This window comes from Pseudonocardia petroleophila (genome assembly GCF_014235185.1).
GTDB classification, from domain to species: domain Bacteria; phylum Actinomycetota; class Actinomycetes; order Mycobacteriales; family Pseudonocardiaceae; genus Pseudonocardia; species Pseudonocardia petroleophila.
The window spans coordinates 5,571,342-5,595,486 of record NZ_CP060131.1 but is presented as its reverse complement, the minus strand read 5'-3'; the positions used below and the strand labels follow the sequence as shown (position 1 = coordinate 5,595,486).

General features: G+C 76.9%; 20 protein-coding genes. 17 read left to right on the top strand and 3 right to left on the bottom strand.

Translation table 11 applies throughout. The features are described 5' to 3' along the window. Window positions 1-72: 72 nt before the first annotated feature. The 3 genes from H6H00_RS27525 to H6H00_RS27515 are packed head-to-tail and all read right to left on the bottom strand — an operon-like array spanning window position 73 to window position 4,509. On the bottom strand, window positions 73-2,316 hold the full coding sequence (locus H6H00_RS27525) for a transglutaminase TgpA family protein (protein ID WP_185718559.1): 2,244 nt from the start codon (window positions 2,314-2,316) through the stop codon (window positions 73-75). Then, a complete protein-coding gene (locus H6H00_RS27520; protein ID WP_185718558.1) occupies window positions 2,313-3,524 on the bottom strand; it encodes a DUF58 domain-containing protein in 1,212 nt (403 codons plus the stop codon). Before H6H00_RS27520 ends, H6H00_RS27525 begins: the two co-directional genes overlap by 4 nt. Before the next feature lie 37 nt (window positions 3,525-3,561). Beyond that, the gene (locus H6H00_RS27515; RefSeq protein WP_255425888.1) at window positions 3,562-4,509 is read right to left on the bottom strand and encodes an AAA family ATPase; all 948 of its coding nucleotides are present in this window, start codon (window positions 4,507-4,509) and stop codon (window positions 3,562-3,564) included. Window positions 4,510-4,989: 480 nt separating this feature from the next. On the opposite strand from H6H00_RS27515, the gene mraZ reads away from it, so the two are divergent. The 17 genes from mraZ to H6H00_RS27430 all read left to right on the top strand — a co-directional run bounded on the left by mraZ (window position 4,990) and on the right by H6H00_RS27430 (window position 24,102). Further along, a complete protein-coding gene (gene mraZ, locus H6H00_RS27510) occupies window positions 4,990-5,421 on the top strand; it encodes a division/cell wall cluster transcriptional repressor MraZ (protein WP_185718556.1) in 432 nt (143 codons plus the stop codon). Window positions 5,422-5,664: 243 nt separating this feature from the next. Beyond that, a complete protein-coding gene (rsmH, locus tag H6H00_RS27505; RefSeq protein ID WP_185718555.1) occupies window positions 5,665-6,663 on the top strand; it encodes a 16S rRNA (cytosine(1402)-N(4))-methyltransferase RsmH in 999 nt (332 codons plus the stop codon). Between the two features lie 19 nt (window positions 6,664-6,682). After that, window positions 6,683-7,471, top strand: a complete 789-nt coding sequence (gene ftsL / locus H6H00_RS27500) for a cell division protein FtsL (protein WP_185718554.1) — start codon at window positions 6,683-6,685, stop codon at window positions 7,469-7,471. Then, window positions 7,471-9,309, top strand: coding sequence for a peptidoglycan D,D-transpeptidase FtsI family protein (locus H6H00_RS27495; RefSeq protein ID WP_185718553.1), 1,839 nt, complete (start codon window positions 7,471-7,473; stop codon window positions 9,307-9,309). The genes ftsL and H6H00_RS27495 overlap by 1 nt, the downstream gene beginning before the upstream one ends. A 276-nt stretch (window positions 9,310-9,585) precedes the next feature. After that, on the top strand, window positions 9,586-11,109 hold the full coding sequence (locus H6H00_RS27490; protein ID WP_379539790.1) for a UDP-N-acetylmuramoyl-L-alanyl-D-glutamate--2,6-diaminopimelate ligase: 1,524 nt from the start codon (window positions 9,586-9,588) through the stop codon (window positions 11,107-11,109). Continuing rightward, window positions 11,106-12,521, top strand: a complete 1,416-nt coding sequence (locus H6H00_RS27485) for a UDP-N-acetylmuramoyl-tripeptide--D-alanyl-D-alanine ligase (RefSeq protein ID WP_185718552.1) — start codon at window positions 11,106-11,108, stop codon at window positions 12,519-12,521. The genes H6H00_RS27490 and H6H00_RS27485 overlap by 4 nt, the downstream gene beginning before the upstream one ends. Next, entirely contained in the window at window positions 12,518-13,588 is a 1,071-nt protein-coding gene (gene mraY / locus H6H00_RS27480; RefSeq protein ID WP_185718551.1) for a phospho-N-acetylmuramoyl-pentapeptide-transferase, read from the top strand. Before H6H00_RS27485 ends, mraY begins: the two co-directional genes overlap by 4 nt. Continuing rightward, the gene (murD, locus tag H6H00_RS27475; RefSeq protein ID WP_185722815.1) at window positions 13,588-14,949 is read left to right on the top strand and encodes a UDP-N-acetylmuramoyl-L-alanine--D-glutamate ligase; all 1,362 of its coding nucleotides are present in this window, start codon (window positions 13,588-13,590) and stop codon (window positions 14,947-14,949) included. Before mraY ends, murD begins: the two co-directional genes overlap by 1 nt. Beyond that, a complete protein-coding gene (gene ftsW / locus H6H00_RS27470; RefSeq protein ID WP_185718550.1) occupies window positions 14,946-16,271 on the top strand; it encodes a putative lipid II flippase FtsW in 1,326 nt (441 codons plus the stop codon). Before murD ends, ftsW begins: the two co-directional genes overlap by 4 nt. Beyond that, on the top strand, window positions 16,268-17,341 hold the full coding sequence (murG, locus tag H6H00_RS27465; RefSeq protein WP_185718549.1) for an undecaprenyldiphospho-muramoylpentapeptide beta-N-acetylglucosaminyltransferase: 1,074 nt from the start codon (window positions 16,268-16,270) through the stop codon (window positions 17,339-17,341). The genes ftsW and murG overlap by 4 nt, the downstream gene beginning before the upstream one ends. After that, window positions 17,338-18,741 (top strand): UDP-N-acetylmuramate--L-alanine ligase, encoded by a 1,404-nt coding sequence (gene murC / locus H6H00_RS27460; protein ID WP_185718548.1) that lies wholly within the window; start codon window positions 17,338-17,340, stop codon window positions 18,739-18,741. Before murG ends, murC begins: the two co-directional genes overlap by 4 nt. A 368-nt stretch (window positions 18,742-19,109) precedes the next feature. After that, the gene (locus tag H6H00_RS32700) at window positions 19,110-20,018 is read left to right on the top strand and encodes a cell division protein FtsQ/DivIB (RefSeq protein WP_185718547.1); all 909 of its coding nucleotides are present in this window, start codon (window positions 19,110-19,112) and stop codon (window positions 20,016-20,018) included. A gap of 138 nt (window positions 20,019-20,156) precedes the next feature. Further along, on the top strand, window positions 20,157-21,539 hold the full coding sequence (ftsZ, locus tag H6H00_RS27450; protein ID WP_185718546.1) for a cell division protein FtsZ: 1,383 nt from the start codon (window positions 20,157-20,159) through the stop codon (window positions 21,537-21,539). A gap of 103 nt (window positions 21,540-21,642) precedes the next feature. Beyond that, a complete protein-coding gene (gene pgeF / locus H6H00_RS27445; RefSeq protein WP_185718545.1) occupies window positions 21,643-22,356 on the top strand; it encodes a peptidoglycan editing factor PgeF in 714 nt (237 codons plus the stop codon). Next, window positions 22,353-23,078 carry a YggS family pyridoxal phosphate-dependent enzyme gene (locus H6H00_RS27440; protein ID WP_185718544.1) on the top strand — a complete coding sequence of 242 codons (726 nt, stop codon included), beginning with the start codon at window positions 22,353-22,355 and terminating at the stop codon, window positions 23,076-23,078. The genes pgeF and H6H00_RS27440 overlap by 4 nt, the downstream gene beginning before the upstream one ends. 61 nt (window positions 23,079-23,139) lie before the next feature. After that, a complete protein-coding gene (locus tag H6H00_RS27435) occupies window positions 23,140-23,814 on the top strand; it encodes a cell division protein SepF (RefSeq protein ID WP_185718543.1) in 675 nt (224 codons plus the stop codon). Window positions 23,815-23,817: 3 nt separating this feature from the next. Then, on the top strand, window positions 23,818-24,102 hold the full coding sequence (locus H6H00_RS27430; RefSeq protein ID WP_141277182.1) for a YggT family protein: 285 nt from the start codon (window positions 23,818-23,820) through the stop codon (window positions 24,100-24,102). Window positions 24,103-24,145: the final 43 nt, after the last annotated feature.

The following is a 24,145-nucleotide window of genomic DNA, read 5'->3' as shown; positions in this document are numbered from 1 at the left end:
GGGCACCGCGGCTCTTGTCGTGCGCGCGGGCCCGCCCGGGCCCGGTGAGCTGCCGGGCCGGCGATGTACGGGTCAGGTGCTCGTCGTCGCCGGGTCCGGGGCCGGGCGGGGCGGGCGCGTGAGGACCGACGGGGGCAGCAGACGGGCGCGCAGGGTGATCGGGCTGCCCGCGGCGATCGCGGCGCGGACCGTCCGGACCGGTGCGGTGAGCTCGCCGGGCGCCGGGTGCCGGTCGCCGAACCAGCTCGCCTCGACGGCGGTGACGACGGCGCGCACGGCGTCCTGGGCCGCGGCGTCGAGCCGGTGCTCGCGCACCAGGCGTCGGGCGGCGGCCCGCACGGTGTCGGTGGCCGGGACGGGCACCCGGCGGTCGACCGACGCCGCGACGATCTCCTCCCACGCCGCCGCGGCGGCCCCCTCGCCGCCGGCCGTGGCGCCCGCGAGGCGGGAGCGCCCGCGCAGCGCCCGGAGCAGGGCCGGGACCAGCCCCAGCAGCACCAGCGCCGGCAGCACGGCGAACGGCCACAGCGGCAGGCCGGTCTCGGCCGGGGCGGGCGCGGGGGCGGCCGCCCCGGGCGTCTGCGGGTCGGCGGTGGGGGCGGCGGCCGAGGTCGGGACGGGGGCGGTCGGCACAGCGGGGGCGCCGTCCGCCCCGGCCCCGCCGTTCGCGGCCTCCGCGCGGGCCTGCTCGACGTACGGCGGGGTGATCGTGCGGCCGTCGGTGAGCGGGGTGGGGTCGAACACGGTCCAGCCGATCCCGGGGAACCACGCCTCCACCCAGGCGTGGGCGTCGCCGGTGCCGACGGCGCGGTAGTCGCCGACGGGCGCGCCCGCGGTGAACCCGACAGCCACCCGCGCCGGCACCCCGACGGTGCGCAGCATGACGGCCATCGCGGAGGCGAACTGCTCGCAGTACCCGACCCGGCCGACCGTGAGGAACTCGACCAGCGCGTCGTCCCCGGCGGGCGGGGCCGTGGCCAGGTCGTAGGTGAACTCGCTGTCGGGCCCGGTGAAGTACTCCTGCAGCGCCATCGCCCGGTCGAAGTCGGTGGCGGCGCCCGCCGTGACCTGCTGCGCGATCTCGGTGACCCGGGGGTCGACGCCGAGGATGTTCGCGTAGATCGCCGCGGGCCGCTCGCCCTGCGCCGCGCGCAGCAGGTCGGTGGTCGGGGCGGGCAGGAACGCCTGCTGCGTCCACGTGTCCTGCTGCTGGGGGCGGGCGGTGTAGGCGATGCCGCTGGGCTCGTCGTAGACGAACAGGTCGGGCGCCAGGCCGCCGACCGTCAGCGGGGTGCCGTAGAGCGGGAGCCAGTAGTCGCGGAAGCCGACGTTGTCGATCGTGACGTCGGCGAGGTCGCCCGGCACCGACGGCGGCGTGAACGGTCCGGCGGGGTCGACGCCCGGGCCCGGCCGGGTGGCCTGCCAGCCCACCCCGGCCTGGTAGTCGCTCAGGGTCAGGGCGCGCAGGTACTGCGGCCGCGCCAGCCCACGGACCTCGAACAGCGGGGTGGGGGTGCTCTGGTCGAGCTGGCCGCGCAGCGCGGTGAACGGGCTCAGCCCGATCGCGCCGCGGCCCGTGCCGTCGCCGCCGCCGTCGAAGCGGCCCGCGGTGCCGACGAAGGCCGTGGCCGTGCCGACCAGCAGGGCGAGCACCGCCGCTCCGGCGACGAGCACCGCGCCGCCCGGGATCTGGCGGCGGTTGCCGTCGGGGGCGAGCAGCAGCAGGCCGAACCCGAGCGCGGCGGTGGCGAGGGTCCACCAGGGGAGCAGGTCGTCGGCGAGCGCGGCGGGCACCGCGAACGCGGCGAGCAGCGGCACCCCGGCCGCGGCGGGCGCCTCGGCCCCCACGGCGGACAGGTGCACCGCCACGGCGAGCAGGCCGAGCGCGGCGGTGACGAGGAACAGGATCTCCGGCGTCGACGCGACGGGGGCGGTGCCGACGTCGATCTGCCCGCCCGCCCCGACCAGCAGCGCGCCCAGGTCGGCGACGGCGGCCGGTCCGGGCAGCACACCGGCGACGCCCTCGTCGCTGAACAGGGCCGTGAGCAGGCCGATCAGCGCCGCGACCTGCGCGACGGCCACGGCGAGGGCCGGGATCCGCGGCACGAACGACGCCGCCACCCCGACGACGGCGACGAGCCCGACCGCCGCGCCCGCGTAGCCCAGCCAGGCCGGGCCCTGGACGACGGCGGAGACCGGGCCCGCGGCGAGCAGCACCGCGATCCCGCACAGCAGCGGGGCCAGCGGGCGCGGCGCGGGGCCGGGGGCCGCGGCCGGGGGCGCGCTGCGGGTGGGCCGGGGGGCGGTGAGCGTCACGACGTGCTCCCGATGCTCTGGGCGACCAGCTCGTCCCACGCCCGGTCCGGCGCGACGCCCGCACGGGCGACGGCGACCCGCCACCCGGCGCGGCGCAGCGCGGTGGCCGCGGCGGCGACGTCGGGGCCGCGGCCGGCCGGCTCCCAGCCCGCGACGTCGAGCAGGACCGCGTGCCCGCCCGCGGGCTGGCGGGCGACCAGCGACTCCAGGTCGCCCGCGCCGAGCGCCCCGAGCACCGCGAGCACGTCGCCGGCGAGCTCGGGGCCCGCGAGGTCGGTGCGGGCGGCCGGGCGGAGCGCGGCGAGCGTGTCGAGCAGCGGGTCGATGTCGCCGGAGGCCGTGCCCAGCTCGGCGCCGTCCTCGGTGACCAGCGTGATCACTTCGCCGCGCCCGCCGAGGTGGGTGCAGATGCTCGCGGCGAGGCTGATCGCGACCTCCAGGCTGGAGTCGGGGCCGTGGCCGCGGTGCGCGGCGTCGCGGCGGTCGAGCAGCACGGTGGTGCCGGTGCGCCACGGCCGCTCCTCGAGCCGGACCATCAGCTCGTCGTGGCGGGCGGTGCTGCGCCAGTGCACGCGGCGCAGCTCGTCGCCCTGGCGGTACTGGCGCACGAGGACGTCGGACCGGCCCTGGCCCTGGTGGGCGAGCGCGGCGCCCGGGGTGCCCTCGCCGGAGCCGAGCGCCTGCGGCATGCCGCGCAGCGCGACGACCCGGGGCAGCGCGACCAGCCGGGAGGCGGGGGCGAGCTCGCGCTCGAACTCGGCGAGCCCGAGCGGGTCGGTGGAGCCGCCGGTGAGCGGGCCGATCCGGTGCACGCCGCGCTGGGCGGGGACCAGCGGGTAGGACAGCTGCGCGCCGGCGCGGGGGGACAGCCGGTGCACCGTGAACCGGGGCGGCGCCGACGGCTGCGGGCCCGAGGCGTCCGGCACGGCGTCGACCAGGCGCAGCGCCCCGACCAGCGGCCCGCCCCGCAGCGTGATCGCGACGGCGACCTCGCCGCCGGCCGGGACGCGCTCGGGGGAGACCTCCCGCGCCCCGCGCACCGAGCGGCGGGTGAACACCGACACGAGCAGGGCGAGCAGCGGCAGCAGGGCGACGAAGGCGCCGACGCGGAGCAGGTCGCGCTCGTCGAGGACGAACGCCGAGACCGCGGTGGCCGCGCCGGCGGCGAGCAGGCAGCGCCCGCGCGTCGTGAGGCCCGCTAGCCGCACGTGATCACTCGCCCCGTCGTCCGCACCGGCCGCACGGTCAGCCTCCCGCCCGCTGCGGGACGGGATGGCGGCCGAGCAGTGCGCGGACGAGGTCGACCGCGGAGCGCCGCGACGCCTGGGCGTCCGGGGTGAGCAGCAGGCGGTGCGCGAGCACCGGGACGGCGACGGCCTGCACGTCGTCGGGCACGACGAACCCGCGCCCGGCCAGCGCGGCCTGGGCCTTCGCCGCGCGCACGAGCTGCAGGGTGGCGCGCGGCGAGGCGCCGAGGCGCACCTCGGGCAGCCGGCGGGTGATCCCGACCAGGTCGACGCAGTACTGCCGCACCTCCGGCCCGAGGCGCACGTGCCGCACCGCCTCGATGACGGCGTGCAGCCGACGGGCGTCGGTGACCGGCCCGAGCGAGTCGAGGGGGTCGACGGTGGCGTGCTCGTCGACCATCGCGAGCTCGGCCGCGACGTCGGGGTAGCCGACGGACACGCGCGCGGTGAAGCGGTCGCGCTGGGCCTCGGGCAGCGGGTACGTGCCGTCCATCTCGATCGGGTTCTGCGTGGCCACGACCATGAACGGGCTCGCGAGGGCGTAGGTGGCGCCGTCGACGGTGACCTGGTGCTCGGCCATGCACTCCAGCAGCGCCGACTGCGTCTTCGGCGACGCCCGGTTGATCTCGTCGGCGATGACGATGTTGGCGAACACCGGGCCGGGCCGGAACTCGAACTCCGTGGACTGCCGGTTGTAGATCGACATCCCGGTGATGTCGCCGGGCAGCAGGTCGGGGGTGAACTGCACGCGGCTGACCGAGCAGTCGATCGACCGGGCCAGCGCCTTCGCCAGCGACGTCTTGCCGACGCCCGGCACGTCCTCGACGAGCAGGTGGCCCTCGGCCAGCAGCGTCACCAGCGCGACCCGCACGACGTCGGGCTTGCCGACGATCACGCGCTGGATGTTGGCCGCGACCCGGGCGCTCAGCTCGGCCACCTCGGCCAGCCCGACGCCGGGGACCGCGTCCCGACCGGAACGGCTGCTCGTCGTCGTCACCCGACCTCCTCGCGCTTCGTGAGCCCCCCGACGGGGCGCTCCGCGGCCCAGTCTGTCAAACCGCGGCGATCGGCGTACCCGGACGGGTGACGTCGGGGCGTCCACCACTTCCCCCCACCGCTCCGGCGGGCGATCCCCACCGGCCCCCCCACGGCGCCCCACCAGCCCGGCTCCGGAGGTCTCGTGTGGCGATATCCGTCACTGTGCGTAGCTGAATGGAGCATCCTGGGCGACGAAAGTCGTCGCGCGGCCGTGTGGTGCCCCACGGCCCCCCACCGGATCGACGACGCCCTGAGCTGCGGTTATCGCGTGCGACCAGCGGATGAGCGGTCGTGGCACGTGTTGACGGTGGAGGGAAGTGGGGTAGTGTGGAGATCGCTGGGGCGCACTGGGATCGCCTCGGCACCGGCCGCGGTGGAGGTGGCGCCGATGTTCCTCGGCACCTACACCCCGAAGCTGGACGACAAGGGGCGGCTCACGCTGCCCGCCAAGTTCCGGGACGAGCTGCGAGGCGGTCTGATGATCACGAAAGGGCAGGACCACTGCCTCTACGTGTTCACCAGGGAGGCCTTCGGCGAGATGGCGGCGAAGGTCGCCTCGGCTCCGCTCACCAGCGAGTCGGCCCGGGTGTTCCAACGCAACCTCTTCTCCGGCACCGACGACCAGAACCCCGACTCGCAGGGCCGCATCGCGATCAACGCGGAGCTGCGGCGCTACGCGGGGCTCAGCAAGGACTGCGTGGTGATCGGCGCGTTCACGCGCGCCGAGATCTGGGACGCGCAGGCCTGGCAGCAGTACCAGGAACAGCACGAGGACGAGTACGCGAAAGCGCAGGAGGAGGTCCTTCCCGGGCTCATCTGAGCCCGCGAGGAACGAACGTGTCGGTGTCCCCACCCGGGCGCCGCGTCCCTTCCCCGACGCCTGCGGCCCTGGCGCACCTTCCCCGGTGCCAGGTCCGGCGGTGACGTGGAGGTGCGCGCGGCGTCCGGGTGGGGACACCGCCGACCACACCCAGGCTGGGGAGCACGGGTGCGGTCCGCGGGTCACCGACGGCGGGGCACGGCGGTACGGCGGCGGTGGCGGGCAGGGCGTGGGAGGTGAGCAGTGCAGGATGATCAGGACGGGCCGGCTGGGGCCAGGCACGTCCCGGTGCTCCTGCCCCGTGTGGCCGAGCTGCTCGCGCCCGCTCTGACGCGGCCCGGGCCACCCCCCGTGCTCATCGACGCCACCCTGGGCCTCGGCGGCCACGCGGCGGCGTTGCTGGCGGCGCACCCGCGGCTGGTCCTCGTCGGCCTCGACCGCGACCCGGACGCCCTGGCGCTCGCCGGGCGCCGGCTCGTCGCGTACGCCGACCGCACGCACCTCGTGCACGCGGTCTACGACGAGATCGCCGAGGTGCTCGCCGATCGGGGGCTGGGGCCCGTCGACGGCGTGCTGTTCGACCTCGGCGTGTCCTCGCTGCAGCTCGACGCCGACGAGCGCGGGTTCTCCTACTCCCGCGACGCCGACCTCGACATGCGGATGGACCCCACCACCGGGCCCACCGCGGCCGACGTGCTCAACACCTACCCCGTCCCGCAGCTGGCCCGTGTGCTGCGGGAGTACGGCGAGGAGCGGTTCGCGCTGCGCATCGCCCAGGCGGTGGGCAGGCGCCGGGCGACGGCGCCGCTGCGGCGCAGCGCGGAGCTCGTCGAGCTGCTCTACACCGCGGTGCCCGCGGCGTCGCGGCGGACCGGGGGGCACCCCGCGAAGCGGACGTTCCAGGCGCTGCGGATCGAGGTCAACGCCGAGCTGGAGGCGCTGCGCGGCGCACTGCCCGCCGCGCTCGACGCGCTCGCGGTCGGCGGCCGCCTCGTGGTGCTGTCCTACCACTCGCTGGAGGACCGGATGGTCAAGCGCGAGCTGGCCGGGCGGTCCGGCTCGCGCACCCCGGTCGACCTGCCCGTCGAGCTGCCCGGGCACGGCCCCGAGCTGCGGCTGCTGACCCGGGGGTCGGAGCAGGCGACGGACGACGAGATCGCCGACAACCCGCGGGCCGCCTCGGTGCGCCTGCGGGCGGCGGAACGGATCCAGGCGGGACCCATGGGGGGGAACGCGGCATGAGCACGGAGGTGGGGCAGACATGAGCGCGCCGGTGACCGAACGTTCCCGGGTGCGCACCGCGCCCCGGCCGGCGCGCGCACCCGAGCCGGCGGTGATCCCCGCCCAGCGGGGGGCGCCCGCGGCCCGGCGGGCCTACGCGAAGCGGGACGAGCGGCTGCGCCGCCTCGTCGGCGGCGGCGCGCGTCCCGCGCGGTCCGGGCCATCGACCCGCCGGGCGCAGTTCGTGCTGCTGGTGATGGTGCTGCTGGGCGTCGGACTGGTGACGACGCTGTGGCTGTCCACGGCCGCGGCGGCCGACTCCTACCGGCTGCAGGCCGCCCGTGACGAGACCGGCGCGCTGACCGAGCAGGTGGAGCGGCTGCGCCGGGAGGTCGCCGTGGCGGCCTCGGCCCCCGAGCTCGCCCGCCGCGCGTCGGAGATGGGGATGGTGCCGGTGCAGGACCCGGCCCGGCTCGTCGTCGGCGAGGACGGCGCGGTCACCGTCGTCGGGGAACCCCTGGCGGCCCGCGCGCCCGCACCGCCCGTCGTCGCGGCCCCGGCGCCCGCCCCGGTCCCGGTGGACCCGAACGCGCCGGTGGACCCGAACGCGCCGGTGGACCCGAACGCCGCCGTGGACCCGAACGCGCCCGTGGACCCGAACGCGCCGGCCGACCCGAACGCGGTCGACCCGAACGCGGCACTGGACCCGGACCTGGCGGCCGGGGTCGCCCCGGTCGTGGCCGAGCCCGCCGCCGAGCCCGTCGCCACGCAGCCCGCGGACACGCAGCCCGTCGACGCGCAGCCCGCCGCCGACCCGGCCGCGGGCTGATGCCCTCCGCCCCGCCCCGGACCCGGCCCGGCGGAGCGGCCCGCACCGCACCCGTCGTGCGGAAGGCCGCGCCGCGGCGCCCGGCGCCGCGCGCCCGCGACCACGACGCCCGGTTCAAGGTCGGCCGGATCGTGCTCGTCGTGGCGCTGGGTCTGGCCACGCTCAAGCTCGTCACCGTGCAGACCGTGCAGGCCTCCGAGCTGACGGCGGCCGCGGAGCGCCAGCGCACCGTCGAGCTGGTGGTGCCCGCCGAGCGCGGTTCGATCCTGGACCGCGCGGGCACGCCGCTGGCGTTCAGCGTCGAGGCCCGCGCGCTGGTCGCCAACCCGCGCACGATCGCCCGGACCCTCGGCGACGGCACCGCGGGGATGGTCCAGGAGATGGCCACCGCGGTCGCGGCGTCGACCGGGCAGGACCGCCAGGAGCTCGTCGACAAGCTCAGCGCCGACCGCGGCTACGTCGTGCTCGCCGAGTACGTCGACCCCGACGTGGCCCGTGACCTGCGCGAACGCTTCCCGCTGATCGCCGAGGAGTACCGCGAGAAGCGGGAGTACCCCGGCGGCTCGCTGGCGTCGAGCATCGTCGGCTTCTCCCGCTGGGACGCGGGCGAGGAGCGGATCACCGGCCGTGAGGGCCTGGAGAACTCGCAGGACAACCTGCTGGCCGGCTCGCCCGGGCTGCGGGTCGTCGGGCAGGCGGAGGAGAGCGCGGCGGAGATCCCGGGCAGCACGCAGTTCGAGCGGCCCGTCGTGCCCGGCTCGGACCTGCAGCTCACGCTCGACTCGGACCTGCAGTTCACCGTGCAGCGCGCGCTGGCCGACGAGGTCGCGCGCACCGGGGCGGGGGAGTCGTCCTCGGCCGTCGTGCTCGACGTCGCGACCGGGCAGGTGCTCGCGCTGGCCAACGGCGGCGACGCCGACCGCTCCACCGGCAGCGGTGGCGGCAACCCGGCCGTGACCAGCCCGTTCGAGCCCGGCTCGGTGAACAAGGTCGTCACGATGGCGGCGGCGCTGGAGTACGGCGTGGCCACCCCCGACGAGGTGCTGTCCGTGCCGGGCAGCATCGACGTCGCCGACCGCACGATCAAGGACGCCTGGGACCACGGGGTCGAGCGGTACACGCTGACCGGCGTGCTCGCGAAGTCCTCCAACGTCGGCACGATCATGACCGCCCAGCGCGTCGGCGAGGACCGCTTCGCCGCGATGCTCGCCGCGTTCGGGATCGGCACGCGCACCGAGGTCGGCCTGCCCGGCGAGAGCGCCGGGTCGGTCCCGGCGCGGGAGGCGTGGTCGGGCTCCACGTTCGGCAACCTGCCGATCGGGCAGGGCCTGTCGATGACGGTGCTGCAGATGGCGGGGATGTACCAGGCCATCGCCAACGACGGGGTGCGGATCCCGCCGCGGATCATCGCGGGGACCGTCGGGCCCGACGGCCTGCGCACCCCGACGCCGGCCCCGGAGCCGGTGCAGGTGGTGTCGCCGGAGACGGCGGAGCAGGTGCGGACCATGCTCACCGCGGTCACCCAGGACGCCCGCGGCCAGCGCGGCACGGGTCCGCAGGCGGCCGTCCCGGGCTACCAGGTGGCGGGCAAGACCGGCACGGCCCAGCAGGTCGACCCGGCCTGCGCGTGCTACTCGCGGTCGTCGTACTGGATCACCTTCGCCGGCATGATCCCGGCGCAGGACCCCCGCTACGTCATCGCGATCATGCTCGACGCCCCGGCGGGCGGCTCCAGCGCCGCCCCGCTGTTCCACGACATCGCCAGCTACCTCGCCCAGCGCGAGGGGCTGCCGGTGAGCGCGGACCCGGCGCCCGTCCAGACCCTCGTCGCCCCCTGACGCCGCCCGGGGACGAACCGGGCATCGGTGGTCGGCCGGGTGGGGGCGGTGACCGGACCGGGGCCCACCGTCCCCGCCGGGGCCGGGACGGGCCGGGCCCGGGGTCGGCCGGACGGGGGTCGCCCGCGATCACCGGTCGGGGCCCGGACGGCGGCCGCGCAGCGTGTGACGGGCCCGCGACGACCGGTGATCCTGCTGCGCCGGGCGGTCCGGGCCTGCGGTGACGGGGCCCGGTGCGCGGGCAGGGGCCGCGGTGCCCGCCGGTAGCCTCCCCCCGTGTCGTACCCGAGCCCGCCCACCGAGGTGCCGACCCGTCCGCGGGGGCTGCCGCCGACGGACCTGCGCGCCGTCGCGGCCCGGATCGGGGTCGCCCCGCCCCCGCCCGGGGTCCTGGTGACGGGCGTGACGCTGCGCGCCTCCGACGTCCGGCCGGGCGACCTGTTCGCCGCCCTGCCCGGCACGCGCGCCCACGGCGCCGACTTCGCCGCGGCCGCGGTCGCCGCCGGTGCGGTCGCCGTGCTCACCGACCCCGACGGCGCGACGCGCCCGATCGGCGTCCCGGTGCTGGTCCACCCCGCCCCGCGCACGGTGCTCGGCTCGGCCTCCTCGCTCGTCTACGGCGACCCGACGGCCGCGCTGACCGTCCTGGGCGTCACCGGGACCTCCGGCAAGACCACCGTCACCCACCTCGTCGAGACCGGGCTGGCCGCGGCCGGGCGCTCGACCGGGCTGATCGGCACCATCGGCACCCGCGTCGGGGCGCAGCGCCTGCCGAGCTCGTTCACCACCCCCGAGGCCCCCGACCTGCAGGCCCTGTTCGCGGTGATGGCCCAGGCCGGGGTCACCGACGTCGCCGTCGAGGTGTCCAGCCACGCGCTCGCGCTGGGTCGGGTCGGCGGCACGCGGTTCGCCGTCGGCGCGTTCACGAACCTGTCGCAGGACCACCTCGACTTCCACCGCGACATGGAGGACTACTTCGAGACCAAGGCCACGCTGTTCGACCGGTGGGCGCAGCACGGCGTGGTCTGCGTCGACGACGGGTGGGGGCAGCGCCTCGCCGCGCGCACGCCCGGGGTGGTCACGGTCAGCAGCACCGGCGCGCCCGCCGACTGGCGCGCGGTCGACGCCGTGACCGGCCAGGACGGCTCGCAGACGTTCACCGTGCTCACCCCCTACGGGCGCGCGGTCCCGGCCCGGCTGCTGCTGCCGGGGGCGTTCAACGTGGCCAACGCGCTCGTCGCGCTGGCCTGCCTGGACGCCGTCGGCGTGCCGGCCGAGGTCGGGGCGGCCGGGATCGCGGGCGTCGCGGTGCCGGGGCGGATGCAGCGCGTCGACTCCGGGCAGCCGTTCCTGGCCGTCGTCGACTACGCGCACAAGCCCGCCGCCGTCGCCGCCCTGCTCGACGCCCTGCGCGACGAGGTCCACGGCCGGATCATCACGGTGCTCGGCTGCGGCGGCGACCGCGACCGCGGCAAGCGCCCGATGATGGGCGCGGCCGCGGCGGCCCGGTCGTCGCTGCTGGTCGTCACCGACGACAACCCCCGCACCGAGGACCCCGCGGAGATCCGCGCCGCGATGCTCGCCGGGGCGGTGGCCGAGCCGGGCCGCGGCGAGGTCGTGGAGATCGGCGACCGCCGGGCCGCGATCGCGGCCGCCGTCGCCGCGGCCGGGCCGGGTGACGCCGTCGTCGTCGCGGGCAAGGGGCACGAGGTCGGCCAGGAGATCCACGGGGTCAAGCACCCCTTCGACGACGCCGCCGAGCTCGCGTCGGCGCTGTCCGCGGCGGGGGTGCGCCCGTGAGGCCGACGACGCTGGCGCAGGTCGCGGCGGTCACCGGCGGGCGCCTGCACCGGGCGACCGGCGACGAGGTCGTCACGGCGGTGGAGTTCGACACCCGCGCGGTCCGGGCGGGCGGGCTGTTCGTCGCGCTGCCGGGGGAGCGGGTCGACGGGCACTCCTTCGCCGCGGCCGCGGTCGACGCGGGCGCGGTGGCGGTGCTGGCCGGCCGCGAGGTCGACGCCCCGGCCGTGGTCGTCCCGCCGGTGCCCGACCGGCGCACCGACACCTACCTCGCGGCCACCGACCCCGACGGCCACGGCGCCGCCGTCCTCGCGGCGCTCGCGCGGCTCGCCGGGCACGCGGTGGCGGACCTGCCGGGCCTCCTGGTCGTCGGCGTCACCGGCAGCTCGGGCAAGACGTCGACGAAGGACCTGCTCGCCGCCGTGCTGGAGCCGCTGGGGGAGACCGTCGCCCCGCCCGGGTCGTTCAACAACGAGCTCGGCCTGCCCTGGACCGCGCTGCGCGCCGGGGAGGACACCCGCCACCTCGTGCTGGAGTTCTCCGCGCGCGGCGCCGGGCACATCGCCGCGCTCGCCGCGGCCGTGCCGCCGCGGATCGGGGTGGTGCTCAACGTCGGCAGCGCGCACCTCGGCGAGTTCGGCTCGGTCGCCGCGATCGCGCAGGCCAAGGGCGAGCTGGTGGAGGCGCTGCCCGCCGACGGCGTGGCGGTGCTCAACGCCGACGACCCCGCCGTCGCGGCGATGGGCATCCGCACCGAGGCCCACGTCGTGCTCACCGGGCGGCACCCCAACGCGCACGTCCGCGCCGAGGACGTCGTCGTCGCCGCCGGGCGGGCCCGGTTCACCCTCGTCGCCCCCGGCGGGTCGGCCCCGGTCGCGCTGCGCCTGGTCGGTGAGCACCACGTCGCCAACGCCCTCGCCGCCGCGGCCGTGGCCCTGGAGGCCGGGGGCACCGTCGACGGCGTCGCCACCGCGCTCTCGCTCGCCGAGCCCACCTCGCGGTGGCGGATGGAGCTCACCGAGCGCCCCGACGGCGTCACCGTCGTCAACGACGCCTACAACGCCAACCCGGAGTCGATGCGGGCCGCCCTCGCGGCGCTGGCCTCGATCGGCACCGGCCGCCGGACCTGGGCCGTGCTCGGCCGGATCGGCGAGCTGGGGGAGGGCTCCGACGCCGCGCACGCGCAGGTCGCGGCCGACGCGCTGGCGCACGGCGTCGACGAGCTGGTGGCGGTGGGTGCGCCCGAGTACGGGGCGCCCCGCGAGACCGCCGACGTCGACGACGCACTGGAACTGCTGCGGGCCGAACTCCGGCCCGGGGACGTCGTGCTGGTCAAGGCCTCCCGTGCGGCGGGCCTGGAGAGGCTGGCGGCCCGTCTGATCGACGGTCACGGCCCGGAGGGAGCTCGGTGAGAGGTGTCTTCATCGCCGCGGGCGTGGCGCTCGCGGTGTCGATCCTGCTCACGCCGTACCTGATCCGCTTCTTCGCGCGGCAGGGGTTCGGCCAGGAGATCCGCGCGGAGGGGCCGTCGAGCCACCAGGCCAAGCGCGGCACGCCGACGATGGGCGGCGTCGCGATCCTCATCGCGATCTGGCTGGGTTACCTGCTCTCGCACCTGTTCACCAGCGAGCCGATCACGCTCTCCGCGCTGCTCGTGCTGTTCCTGACCACCGCGCTGGGGGCCGTCGGCTTCCTCGACGACTTCCTCAAGCTCCGCCGCAAGCGCAACCTCGGGCTGAACAAGACCTCCAAGCTGGTCGGGCAGCTGATCACCGCGGTCGTGTTCGGGGTGCTCGCGGTCCGCTTCGCCAACTCCGACGGGCTCACCCCGGCCTCGACGAGCCTGTCGTTCGTCCGCGACATCACCGTGCTGAGCTTCGGCGCGATCGGGTTCGTGCTGTTCGCCTACCTGGTGATCGCGGCCTGGTCGAACGCGGTGAACCTCACCGACGGCCTCGACGGGCTCGCCGCGGGCACCTCGGCGATGGTGCTGGCCACCTACGTGATCATCGCGTTCTGGCAGTTCCGCAACGCGTGCGCGATCAACCCCGTCGCGGGCTGCTACCAGGTGCGCGACCCGCTCGACGTCGGGCTCGTCGCCGCCGCCGCGATGGGCGCCTGCATCGGGTTCCTGTGGTGGAACGCCGCACCCGCCCGGATCTTCATGGGTGACACGGGCTCGCTCGCCCTCGGCGGCCTGATCGCCGGGCTGTCGATGGTGACGCGCACGGAGCTGCTGCTCGTCGTCATCGGCGGGGTGTTCGTGGTGGAGGCGCTGTCGGTCGCGCTGCAGATCGTGGTGTTCCGCACGACCCGGCGCCGGCTGTTCCGGATGGCCCCGTTCCACCACCACTTCGAGCTGGCCGGCTGGGCGGAGACCACGGTGATCATCCGGTTCTGGCTGCTCGCGGCGATGTGCGCGGCCCTGGGCCTGGGCCTGTTCTACAGCGAGTGGCTGACGGCGAGCGCAGGGGCCTGATGGACCTGCGCGGGGCCGTCGTCGTCGTGGCGGGGGCGGGGGTCTCCGGGCTCGCCGCCGCCAGGGCGCTGGTCGGGATCGGGGCCAGGGTCACCGTCACCGACTCCGTGCCGTCGCGGCTGGTCGACCTGCCCGACGGCGCCGTCGCCGGGTCGGAGGACGCCCTGCCGCCGGGCACCGCGCTCGTCGTCACCGGGCCCGGGCGCCGCCCCGACCACCCGATCACCCGCCTCGGCGTACCCGTCGTCGGGGAGACCGAGCTCGCGTGGTGGCTGGGTGCCGCGCGCCCCGAGCCGCCCGCGTGGCTCGTCGTCACCGGGACCAACGGCAAGACCACGACCACCGGGATGCTCGAGGCGGTGCTGCGCGCAGCCGGTCTCGACGCCGTGGCCTGCGGCAACATCGGCTACCCCGCCGTCGACGCCGTGCTCGCCGGGCACCGCGTGCTCGCCGTGGAGCTGTCGAGCTTCCAGCTGCACTGGTCGCCGTCGATCGTCCCGGCCGCGGGGGTCGTGCTCAACGTCGCCGAGGACCACCTCGACTGGCACGGCTCGATGGACGCCTACGCCGCCGCGAAGGCCCGCGCCCTGCTCGGCCCGGTCGCCGTCGCCGGTGTCGACGACGACCGCGCCGCCGCCCTGCTGGCGGCCGCCCCGGCCCCGCGGAAGGTCGGAGTGACGCTGCGCGAGCCGCGGGCGGGGGAGCTGGGCGTCGTCGACGGCGTGCTGGTCGACCGGTCGTTCGGTGAGGGGGCCTCCGGGCACGGGACGGCGCTGCTCCCCGCCGCCGACGTCGAGCCCGGCGGCCCGCCCGGCGTCACCGACGCGCTGGCCGCCGCGGCGCTGGCCCGGGCCCACGGCGTCGGGCCGGAGGCGGTGCGGGCGGGGCTGGCCGGGTTCCGGCCGGGGCGCCACCGGGCCGAGCGGGTGGCCGAGGTCGGCGGCGTCGGCTACGTCGACGACTCGAAGGCCACCAACCCGCACGCGGCCTCGGCGTCGCTGGCCGCGGTGCCGGGCCGGGTCGTCTGGATCGCGGGCGGGCTGCTCAAGGGCGCCTCGGTCGACGACCTGGTGGCCCGCCACGCCGGGCGGCTGCGCGGCGTCGTCGTGATCGGCACCGACCGCTCGGAGATCCTCGGCGCGCTCGCGCGACACGCGCCCGAGGTCCCCGTGAGCGAGGTGGTCGCGGGCGACGATGGCCCCATGTCCTCCGCCGTCCGCCGTGCCGCCGCTCTCGCCGAGCCCGGCGACGTCGTCCTGCTCGCCCCCGCGGCGGCCTCGATGGACCAGTTCCGCGACTACGCCGCCCGCGGGGAGGCGTTCGCGGCCGCCGTGGCGGCGCTGGCGGAGGTCCCCGCGTGAGCACGCGCGGCACCGGCACGCGCAGCCCGAGCACGCGCAGCCCGGCCCGGCGCCCCGCGTCGCCGCCGGGGGCCGTGCGGCAGGCCGTCGGCCGCGCCGGGTCCGCGCTGGCCCAGTGGCTCTCGCGCCCGCTCACCTCGCTGCACCTGGTGCTCGGCGTCTTCGGGCTGCTCACGCTGTTCGGCCTGGTCATGGTGCTGTCGGCGTCGTCGGTGGAGTCGCTGGTCAGCGACGGGTCCTCCTACGACGTGTTCTACCGCCAGCTCCTGTTCTGCGTGCCCGGCGTCGCGATGTTCTGGCTCGGCCTGCGGATCTCCCCGCGCCGCCTGCGCTCGCTCGCCCCGGCCGCGCTGATGATCGGCGTCGTCGCGCTCGTGGCCGTCCTGCTGTTCGGCACCGTGCGCAGCGGCTCGAAGGCGTGGATCGCGATCGGGAGCTCGTTCACGATCCAGCCGTCGGAGGCCGTCAAGGTGGCGCTGACGCTGTGGGGCGCGCACGTCCTCGCCGCCCGCCGCGCGGTCATGCACCGCTGGAAGTACGCGCTGTCCCCGGTCATGCCGGTGGCGCTGCTGCTGTGCGTGCTGCTCGTGCTCCAGCCCGACTTCGGGATGCTGATCACGCTCGGCGTCGTGGTCCTCTCGCTGCTGTACTTCGGCGGGGCGCCGCTGCGCCTGATGGGGGCGCTGCTCGCGGGCGCCGCGGGCGGCGCGCTGATCCTCGGGCTGGCCGCGCCGTACCGCCTCGCGCGCATCACCTCGTTCCTGGACAGCAGCGACACCCAGGCCGCCGGCTTCCAGGCGCGCCAGGCCCTGTACTCGCTCGCCGACGGCGGCCTGCTCGGCGTCGGCCTCGGTCAGGGGCGCGCCAAGTGGAGCTACCTGCCCAACGCCCACAACGACTTCATCTTCGCGATCATCGGCGAGGAGCTCGGCTTCGTCGGGGCGTTCTCGGTGCTCGCCCTGTTCGCCACGCTGGCCTACACCGGGTTCCGGATCGCCTCGCGCACCACCGACCCGTGGCTGCGGATCGTCGTCGCCACGTCCACGACCTGGCTCGTCGCCCAGGCCGCCATCAACATCGGCTACGTCGTGGGGCTGCTGCCGGTGACCGGGCTGCAGCTCCCGCTGATCTCCTCCGGAGGAACCTCGCTCGTGGTCACCATGTTCGTGTTCGGCGTCCTCGCCAACGCCGCCCGCCACGAGCCGGAGGCGGTCGCCGTGCTGCGCCGCCCGGGCCAGGGCCGGATCGCGCGGATGCTCCTGCTGTCGCCGCCGCAGCCCTACCGGGCACCGGTGACCCGGGCCTCGGCGCGGGTCCGATGAGCGGCCCGTCCGTCGTCGTCGCGGGTGGGGGGAGCGCGGGGCACATCGAGCCCGCGCTGGCCCTCGCCGACGCGGTGCGCCGCCTCGCCCCCGACGCGCGGGTCACCGCGCTGGGCACCGAGCGGGGCCTCGACTCCACGCTCATCCCGGCCCGCGGCTACCCGCTGGAGCTGATCCCGCCGGTCCCGCTGCCGCGCCGGCCCAGCGCGGACCTGCTGCGCCTGCCCGGACGGGTCCGCGTCGCGGTCCGGCGGGTCCGCGAGGTGCTCGCCGCCGTCGACGCCGACGTCGTGGTCGGGTTCGGCGGCTACGTCGCGCTGCCCGCCTACCTCGGGGCCCGCGGCCGCGTCCCGATCGTCGTGCACGAGGCCAACGCCCGCGCGGGCCTGGCCAACAAGGTGGGCGCCCGGTTCGCCGCACGGGTCGTCGCCGCCGTCCCCGGGTCCGGGCTGCCCGGCGCCGAGGTGCTCGGCATCCCGCTGCGCCGCGCCGTCACCACCCTCGACCGCCCCGCGCTGCGCGCCGAGGCCCGGCAGAAGTACGGCCTGCCCGCCGACGGCCCGGTCCTGCTGGTCTTCGGCGGCTCGCAGGGCGCGCGCACGCTCAACTCCGCGGTCGCCGCGGCCCTGCCCGGCCTGCTCGACGCCCGCGTCGCCGTCCTGCACGCCCACGGCCGCGGCGGCACCGCCGCCCCCGCCGCCGACGGGTACGTCCCGCTGCCCTACATCGACGACATGCACCTCGCCTACGCCGCCGCCGACGCCGTGCTCGGGCGCGCGGGCGCGATGACCGTCGCCGAGGTGTCGGCGGTCGGCCTGCCCGCCGTCTACGTCCCGCTGCCGCACGGCAACGGGGAGCAGGCGCTCAACGCCGGACCGGTCGTCGCGGCCGGGGGCGGGGTGCTCGTCCCCGACGGGGAGCTGACCGGGGAGCGCGTCCTCACCGAGCTGCTCCCGCTGCTCACCGACCCCGCCCGGCTGGCCCTGATGGGCGCCGCCGCGCGCGCGTCCGGGCACGCCGACGCCGACGAGCGGCTGGCCCGCGTGGTGCTGGAGGTGGCCCGCGCATGACCCCCACCGGCCCCGTGACGCTGCACGACCGCGTCCACCTCATCGGCATCGGCGGCGCCGGGATGAGCGGCATCGCCCGCATCCTGCTGGCCCGCGGCGTCGCCGTCTCCGGGTCCGACGCCAAGGACTCGCGCACCGTGCTCGCCCTGCGGGCGTTGGGGGCGCGCATCGAGGTCGGCCACGACCCGGCGCACCTGCCCGACGCCCCGGCCACCGTCGTCGTCTCCTCGGCGATCCGGGAGACCAACCCCGAGCTCGCGGCGGCCCGCTCCCGCGGGCTGGACGTCGCGCACCGCGCGCAGGCCCTCGCCGCCCTCACCCGGGGCCGCCGGCTGGCCGCCGTCACCGGTACCGCGGGCAAGACGTCCACCACCTCGATGCTGACGGTCGCGCTGCAGCACGCCGGGCTCGACCCGTCCTTCGCCATCGGCGGCGACCTGGCGTCGTCCGGGTCGGGGGCGCACGAGGGCCTCGGCGACGTGTTCGTGGCCGAGGCCGACGAGAGCGACGCCTCCTTCCTCGCGTTCGACCCGCAGGTCGCGGTCGTCACCAACGTGGAGGCCGACCACCTCGACCACTACGGCACGCCCGAGGCCTACGTCGCGGCGTTCGGCGAGTTCCTCGGCCGGATCACCCCCGGTGGCGCGCTCGTCGCCTGCGCCGACGACGCCGGAGCCGCCGACCTGGCCGCGCTCGCCGAGCGCAGCGGGATCCGGGTGCTGCGCTACGGCCGCGACGAGTCGGCCGACGCCCGGCTCGTCGACTTCCGGCCCGACGGCCCCGGCGCCCGCGTCGTGCTCCGCCACGGCGGTGCGGAGCACCTGCTGCACCTCGGCGTGCCGGGGGAGCACATGGCCCTCAACGCGCTCGCCGCGCTCCTGGCCGGGGTGGAGCTGGGCGCGTCGCCCGCGGACCTGCTGGAGGGCCTCGCCGCGTTCGACGGCGTGCGCCGCCGCTTCGAGTTCAAGGGCCGGGCCGCCGGGGTCGCCGTGTACGACGACTACGCCCACCACCCGAGCAAGGTCGCGGCCCAGCTGCGCGCCGCGCGCGACGTCGTGGCCGGGGCCGGGCGGGTCGTCGTCGCGTTCCAGCCGCACCTGTACTCCCGCACCCGCGAGTTCGCCGCCGACTTCGGCCGCGCGCTGGCCCTGGCCGACGAGGTCGTGGTGCTCGACGTGTTCGGCGCCCGCGAGGACCCCGAGCCCGGCGTCACCGGCGCGCTCGTCGCCGACGCCGTGCCGCTGCCGGCCGGGCACGTGCGGTTCGTGCCGGGCTGGTCGGACGTGCCGGGCGTCGTCGCGGGGATCGCGCGGCCCGGCGACCTGGTCATCACGATGGGAGCGGGCGACGTCACGGTCCTCGGTCCGGAGGTCCTGCTCGAGCTCGAGCGCCGTCGATGACCCCGCTCGCGCACCGCTGCGCCGCCGGCGCGCGCCCGGGCGGGAGCGGTCGGCCGGGAGGGACGCGGGAGCGGGCCGCGGGGGGCCCGCGGTGAGCCCGCGGCGGGAGACGGTCGGGGAGGCGGTGGCCCGCCGCGCCGCCGAGGAGCAGGCGGGGGAGCGGCCGGCCGGGGCCCGGGCCGCGGGTGGGTCGGCGCGGGCCGCTGCCGGTGACCGCACCGCCGGTGGCGGGCCGGACCCGGACCGGGCCCGCGGCGGCCGGACCCGCCGGGTCGCCGACGAGCGGGCGGCCGCCGACCGGGCCGCCGGTGGCCGGGCCGCTACCGACCGGACCGCTACCGACCGGACCGCTACCGACCGGACCGCCGGTGGCCGGTCCGGCGGGGACCGGACGGGCGGGGCCCGGACCCCGGGCGACCGCAGGGCCGCCGGGCGGGCCGGGGGGCCGTCCCGCGGGCGGACGCACCGGGCCGGAGCCCGCCGGTCGCGCCGGCCGCCGCCCCGCGCGCGCCGACGGCCGGCCCCGCACCCGCGACGCCGAGGCGGCGGGGGACGACCGGCCGCCGCGCCCCCGGCCCGAACCGTCGCCGGTGCACCGGCGGCGCAGGCGGGTCGCGGCCGGGATCGCCGCGCTGCTGCTCCTGGGCGTCCTCGCCGTGGGCGTGCGCGTGGTCGTCTACGACCTGGGCCTGTTCGACGTCGAGGGCGTGGAGGTCTCCGGCGCCCTCGACGTGCCGCAGGCCGACGTGCTCGCCGCGGCCGCGGTGCTGCCCGGCGGGCCGCTGGCGGGCGTCGACACCGCCGGGATCGCCCAGCGGGTGGCGCAGCTGCCCGGCATCGGGTCGGTCGAGGTGGGCCGGGGCTGGCCGCACACCGTCACGATCGTGATCGTCGAGCGCACCGCGGTCGCCGTCGTGCAGACCCCGCAGGGCCCGATGCCCGTCGACGCCTCCGGCGTCGTCTACCCCGCCCCGGTCCCCCCGGGGCTGCCGCAGCTCACCTTCGGCGCCGCGGGCCCGGACGACCCGTCCACCCGGGCCGCCCTCGACGTCCTGTCCGCCCTGCCCGAGGACGTCCGCGGACAGGTCGCGACCGTCGACGCCGTGATCGGCGGGGGTGTCCCGCAGGTCACGCTCGGGCTGTCCGAGGACCGCCAGGTGCGGTGGGGACCGGCCGAGGAGTCCGTGCGCAAGGCCTCCGTGCTGGTCGCCCTGCTGACCCAGCCCGGCCGCGTCTACGACGTGACGAGCCCCGCACTACCCACGGTGCGCTCCTGACCACGCAGAGGTGGACCCGGTCGGGGGGTTGCCGCCGCGCGGCGCGCCTGCTGGACCGCTGCCGATGCGCGACCTAGCGTTCGACCCGTCGGATCAGGAAACATCCCCCGGCCCCACTTTGTAGGAAAGGGACCGCGCATGACGCCCCCGCACAACTACCTGGCCGTGATCAAGGTCGTCGGCATCGGTGGCGGCGGGGTCAACGCCGTCAACCGCATGATCGAGGTCGGCCTCAAGGGCGTCGAGTTCATCGCGGTGAACACCGACGCGCAGGCCCTGCTCATGTCCGACGCCGACGTGAAGCTCGACATCGGTCGCGAGCTGACCCGCGGGCTCGGCGCGGGCGCCAACCCCGAGGTCGGCCGCAAGGCCGCCGAGGACCACCGCGAGGAGATCGAGGAGGTCCTCAAGGGGGCCGACATGGTCTTCGTCACGGCGGGGGAGGGCGGCGGCACCGGCACCGGCGGCGCGCCCGTCGTCGCGTCGATCGCGCGCAAGCTCGGCGCGCTGACCATCGGCGTCGTCACGCGCCCGTTCACCTTCGAGGGCCGCCGTCGCGCGGGCCAGGCGGAGGAGGGGATCGGCGGGATGCGCCAGGAGTGCGACACGCTCATCGTCATCCCCAACGACCGCCTGCTGCAGCTGGGCGACGTGGGCGTGAGCCTGATGGACGCGTTCCGCTCCGCCGACGAGGTGCTCCTGTCCGGTGTGCAGGGCATCACGAACCTGATCACCACCCCGGGCCTGATCAACCTGGACTTCGCCGACGTCAAGAGCGTCATGTCCGGGGCGGGCAGCGCCCTGATGGGCATCGGCTCCTCCCGCGGGGAGGGCCGCGCCGTGCAGGCGGCGGGCAAGGCGATCAACTCGCCGCTGCTGGAGGCGTCGATGGACGGCGCCCAGGGCGTGCTGCTGTCCATCGCGGGTGGCTCCGACCTCGGCCTGTTCGAGATCAACGAGGCCGCCTCGCTGGTGCAGGAGGCCGCGCACCCCGAGGCCAACATCATCTTCGGCACGGTGATCGACGACTCGCTCGGCGACGAGGTCCGGGTCACGGTCATCGCCGCGGGCTTCGAGGCGGGCGGCCCGACGCACAAGAAGCTCGACCCGGCCGCGTACGGCACCGGCGGCGGCAAGGGCGTCATCGCGCCGGGCGTCAGCGGCAGCACCGCCCCGGCCCCGGCCACCCCGTCCGCCCCGGCCAACGGCAGCACCCCGCCGCCGCCCTACCAGGGGGCCTCGAACGGGAACGGGCACGGGGGGGCCAACCAGTCCGGGACGCTCCCGCCTGCCGCCGCGCCGTCCGGGTTCCCGGAGCCGCGGCGCCCCGAGTCGGCCCGGCCGGTCACCGAGCCCGCCCCCGAGCCGCCGGCGTACACCCCGCCCGCGTACACCCCGCCCCCCGCGCACACGCCGCCGCCCGCGCCGGTGGCCGAGCGGCCGGTCCCGTCCTTCGGGCAGTCGGCCCCGGCCGACGACCTCGACGACGACGTGGACGTGCCGCCGTTCATGAAGCGCTGACGGTGCCGGCGACGACACCTCCGGCACACACCTCCGCGGGCTCGCACACAGGTTCGGACCTGTGCGCGGGCCCCGCGGCCTGTGTGCGCGGTCGGAGGACGGCGTGACCCCGCGCGTGCGCCGCGTCGTCACCACCCGCGCCGGGGGCCGGTCGACGGGCCGGTTCGCCCGGTTCAACCTCTCCACCGGCGTCGACGACGACCCGGGCGCCGTCGCGGCGAACCGGGCCCGGGTCTCCCGCGAGCTCGGGGTGCCGGTCGTCTACCTGCAGCAGGTCCACGGCACGCGCGTCGAGACCGTCGACGCCGTGCCGGCCGCCGGTGCCCCCGACGTCCCCGGCACCGACGCGGCGGTCACCGCGCTGCCGGGCGTCGGGATCGCCGTGCTCGCCGCCGACTGCGTGCCCGTGCTGCTCGCCGACCCCCGTGCCGGGGTCGTCGGCGCCGCCCACGCGGGGCGGGTCGGGGCCGCGGCGGGCGTGCTGCCCGCCGTCGTCGAGGCGATGGTGGCGCTCGGGGCCCGGACCGGGGACGTCGAGGTGCTGCTCGGGCCCGCCGTCTGCGGCGGCTGCTACGAGGTGCCGGCCGCGATGGCCGCCGAGGTCGACGCCGCGCTGCCCGGCAGCGCCGTCCGGACCCGGAAGGGCACGCCGGGGCTCGATCTCCGCGCCGGCCTCTACCACCAGCTCACCGCGCTCGGGGTCGCCCGCATCGGCGGCGACCCGCGCTGCACGATGGAGACCCGCGACCTCTACAGCCACCGCCGCGACGCCCCCACCGGGCGCCAGGCCGCGATCACCTGGCTGGACGCGACATGACCGGGGACCGCCGCGCGGAGCTGGCCGAGCGGCTCGCCGCCGTCCGCGCCCGGATCGCCGACGCGTGCGCCGCGGCCGGCCGGTCGCCCGACGACGTCGCGCTGCTCGCCGTGACCAAGACCCTGCCCGCGTCCGATGTGACGATCCTCATGGACCTCGGGCTGACCGCGTTCGGCGAGAACCGGGTCCAGGAGGCGGGGGCGAAGGTCGACGAGGTCGCCGCGACGCACCCCGGTGCCCGCTGGCACCTCGTCGGCGGACTGCAGCGGAACAAGGCCCGTGCGGCGGTCCGCTGGGCGGACCGCGTGGAGTCGGTCGACTCCGAGCGGCTCGCCTCGGCCCTCGACGCCGCCGTCCGGCGCGCGCAGGACGCCGGTGACCGTTCCGACGCCCTGCCCGTACTGCTCCAGTTCAGCGTCGACGGGGACCCCGGACGCGGGGGAACCCCCCTCGACGGGCTCCTCCCGCTCGCCGAACACGTCGCCGGGTGCGCCGGGCTGCGACTCGACGGGCTCATGGCGGTCGCGCCGCTCGGCATGGACACGGAGCGTGCTTTTTCTGCCGTCGCCGCCGCCGCGGACCGGCTCCGGGCGGCGTTTCCGCAGGCCAGGACGTTGTCGGCGGGCATGAGCGGCGACCTCGACGTCGCCATAAGTCACGGTTCGGACGTGGTGCGTGTCGGAACGGCCCTTGTGGGGGACAGACGGATAACCTCGCGGTGATCGCTGGAGGTCGGGACGGGCCTCCGGTGTGTCGGGGGCAGTGGCAACGATTGGAGCGCCGATGAGCGCGATGTACCGGCTCAAGGCCTACTTCGGGATGGTTCCGGCGGAGGAGCTGGCCGACTACGCCGACGAGCCCGCCGAGCGCTACCCGGCCCCTCGCCGCGGTCGTGACTACGCCGACGAGCGGTGGGACGACCGCTTCTCCTACGCCGACGACGACGAGCCCCCCGCACGCCCCGAGCCGGTCCGTGCCGAGCGCGAGTGGGACCGCAGGCCGGTCCGCGCGGTGACGCCGGACCGCGACTCCCGCAGCGGCCTCTCCGGCCTCGGAGCGGGGGCCACGCGCGGCGCGCTGGCCATCGACACCGACGCGGTGCTGCGCGAGCCCGTGCGGCTGCCCGTGCCGCCGTCTCCGCAGGTCGTGCCCGAACAGCGGGACCGCGGCGCGGCTGCGCTGAACCGCATCACGACGCTGCAGCCGCGCAGCTACAAGGAAGCCCGGACGATCGGCGAGCACTACCGCGACGGCCAGCCGGTGATCATCAACCTGACCGAGCTGGACGCCGCGGACGCCAAGCGGCTCGTCGACTTCGCGGCCGGGCTGGCGTTCGCGCTGCGCGGCTCGATCGACAAGGTCACCAACCGGGTCTTCCTGCTCACACCCGCCGACGTCGAGGTCTCCGCCGACGACGCCCGGAAGCTCGCAGAACGCGGGATCTTCCGCCAGGATTGAGCCGTGCCCCTCGCGATCCAGTTCGTCCTGTACTACCTGCTGTTCTTCTTCTGGCTGCTGCTCATCGGCCGCATCGTGGCCGAGCTCGTGCGCAGCTTCGCGCGTCAGTGGGTGCCCGCCGGGCCCAGTGCCGTCGCCCTGGAGCTGATCTTCACCGCCACCGATCCGCCCGTGAAGTTGTTGCGGAGAGTGATCCCGGTCGTCCGGATAGGCGGCGTAGGACTGGACCTGTCGATTATGGTTCTCCTGCTGGTCGTGTTCATACTGATGAGCGTTGCCCAGCCGTAGCCGGAGTGAGCCCCAGTCACCCGGTTTCGCCGCCGAGGACTGC

What these genes read in the sequence shown, in the direction of transcription:
- mraZ (WP_185718556.1), top strand. Translation starts at nt 4,990, where the DNA reads ATGTTCCTCGGCACCTACACCCCGAAGCTGGACGACAAGGGGCGGCTC.
- ftsL (WP_185718554.1), top strand. Translation starts at nt 6,683, where the DNA reads ATGAGCGCGCCGGTGACCGAACGTTCCCGGGTGCGCACCGCGCCCCGG.
- H6H00_RS27495 (WP_185718553.1), top strand. Translation starts at nt 7,471, where the DNA reads ATGCCCTCCGCCCCGCCCCGGACCCGGCCCGGCGGAGCGGCCCGCACC.
- murD (WP_185722815.1), top strand. Translation starts at nt 13,588, where the DNA reads ATGGACCTGCGCGGGGCCGTCGTCGTCGTGGCGGGGGCGGGGGTCTCC.
- murG (WP_185718549.1), top strand. Translation starts at nt 16,268, where the DNA reads ATGAGCGGCCCGTCCGTCGTCGTCGCGGGTGGGGGGAGCGCGGGGCAC.
- murC (WP_185718548.1), top strand. Translation starts at nt 17,338, where the DNA reads ATGACCCCCACCGGCCCCGTGACGCTGCACGACCGCGTCCACCTCATC.
- ftsZ (WP_185718546.1), top strand. Translation starts at nt 20,157, where the DNA reads ATGACGCCCCCGCACAACTACCTGGCCGTGATCAAGGTCGTCGGCATC.
- H6H00_RS27440 (WP_185718544.1), top strand. Translation starts at nt 22,353, where the DNA reads ATGACCGGGGACCGCCGCGCGGAGCTGGCCGAGCGGCTCGCCGCCGTC.
- H6H00_RS27435 (WP_185718543.1), top strand. Translation starts at nt 23,140, where the DNA reads ATGAGCGCGATGTACCGGCTCAAGGCCTACTTCGGGATGGTTCCGGCG.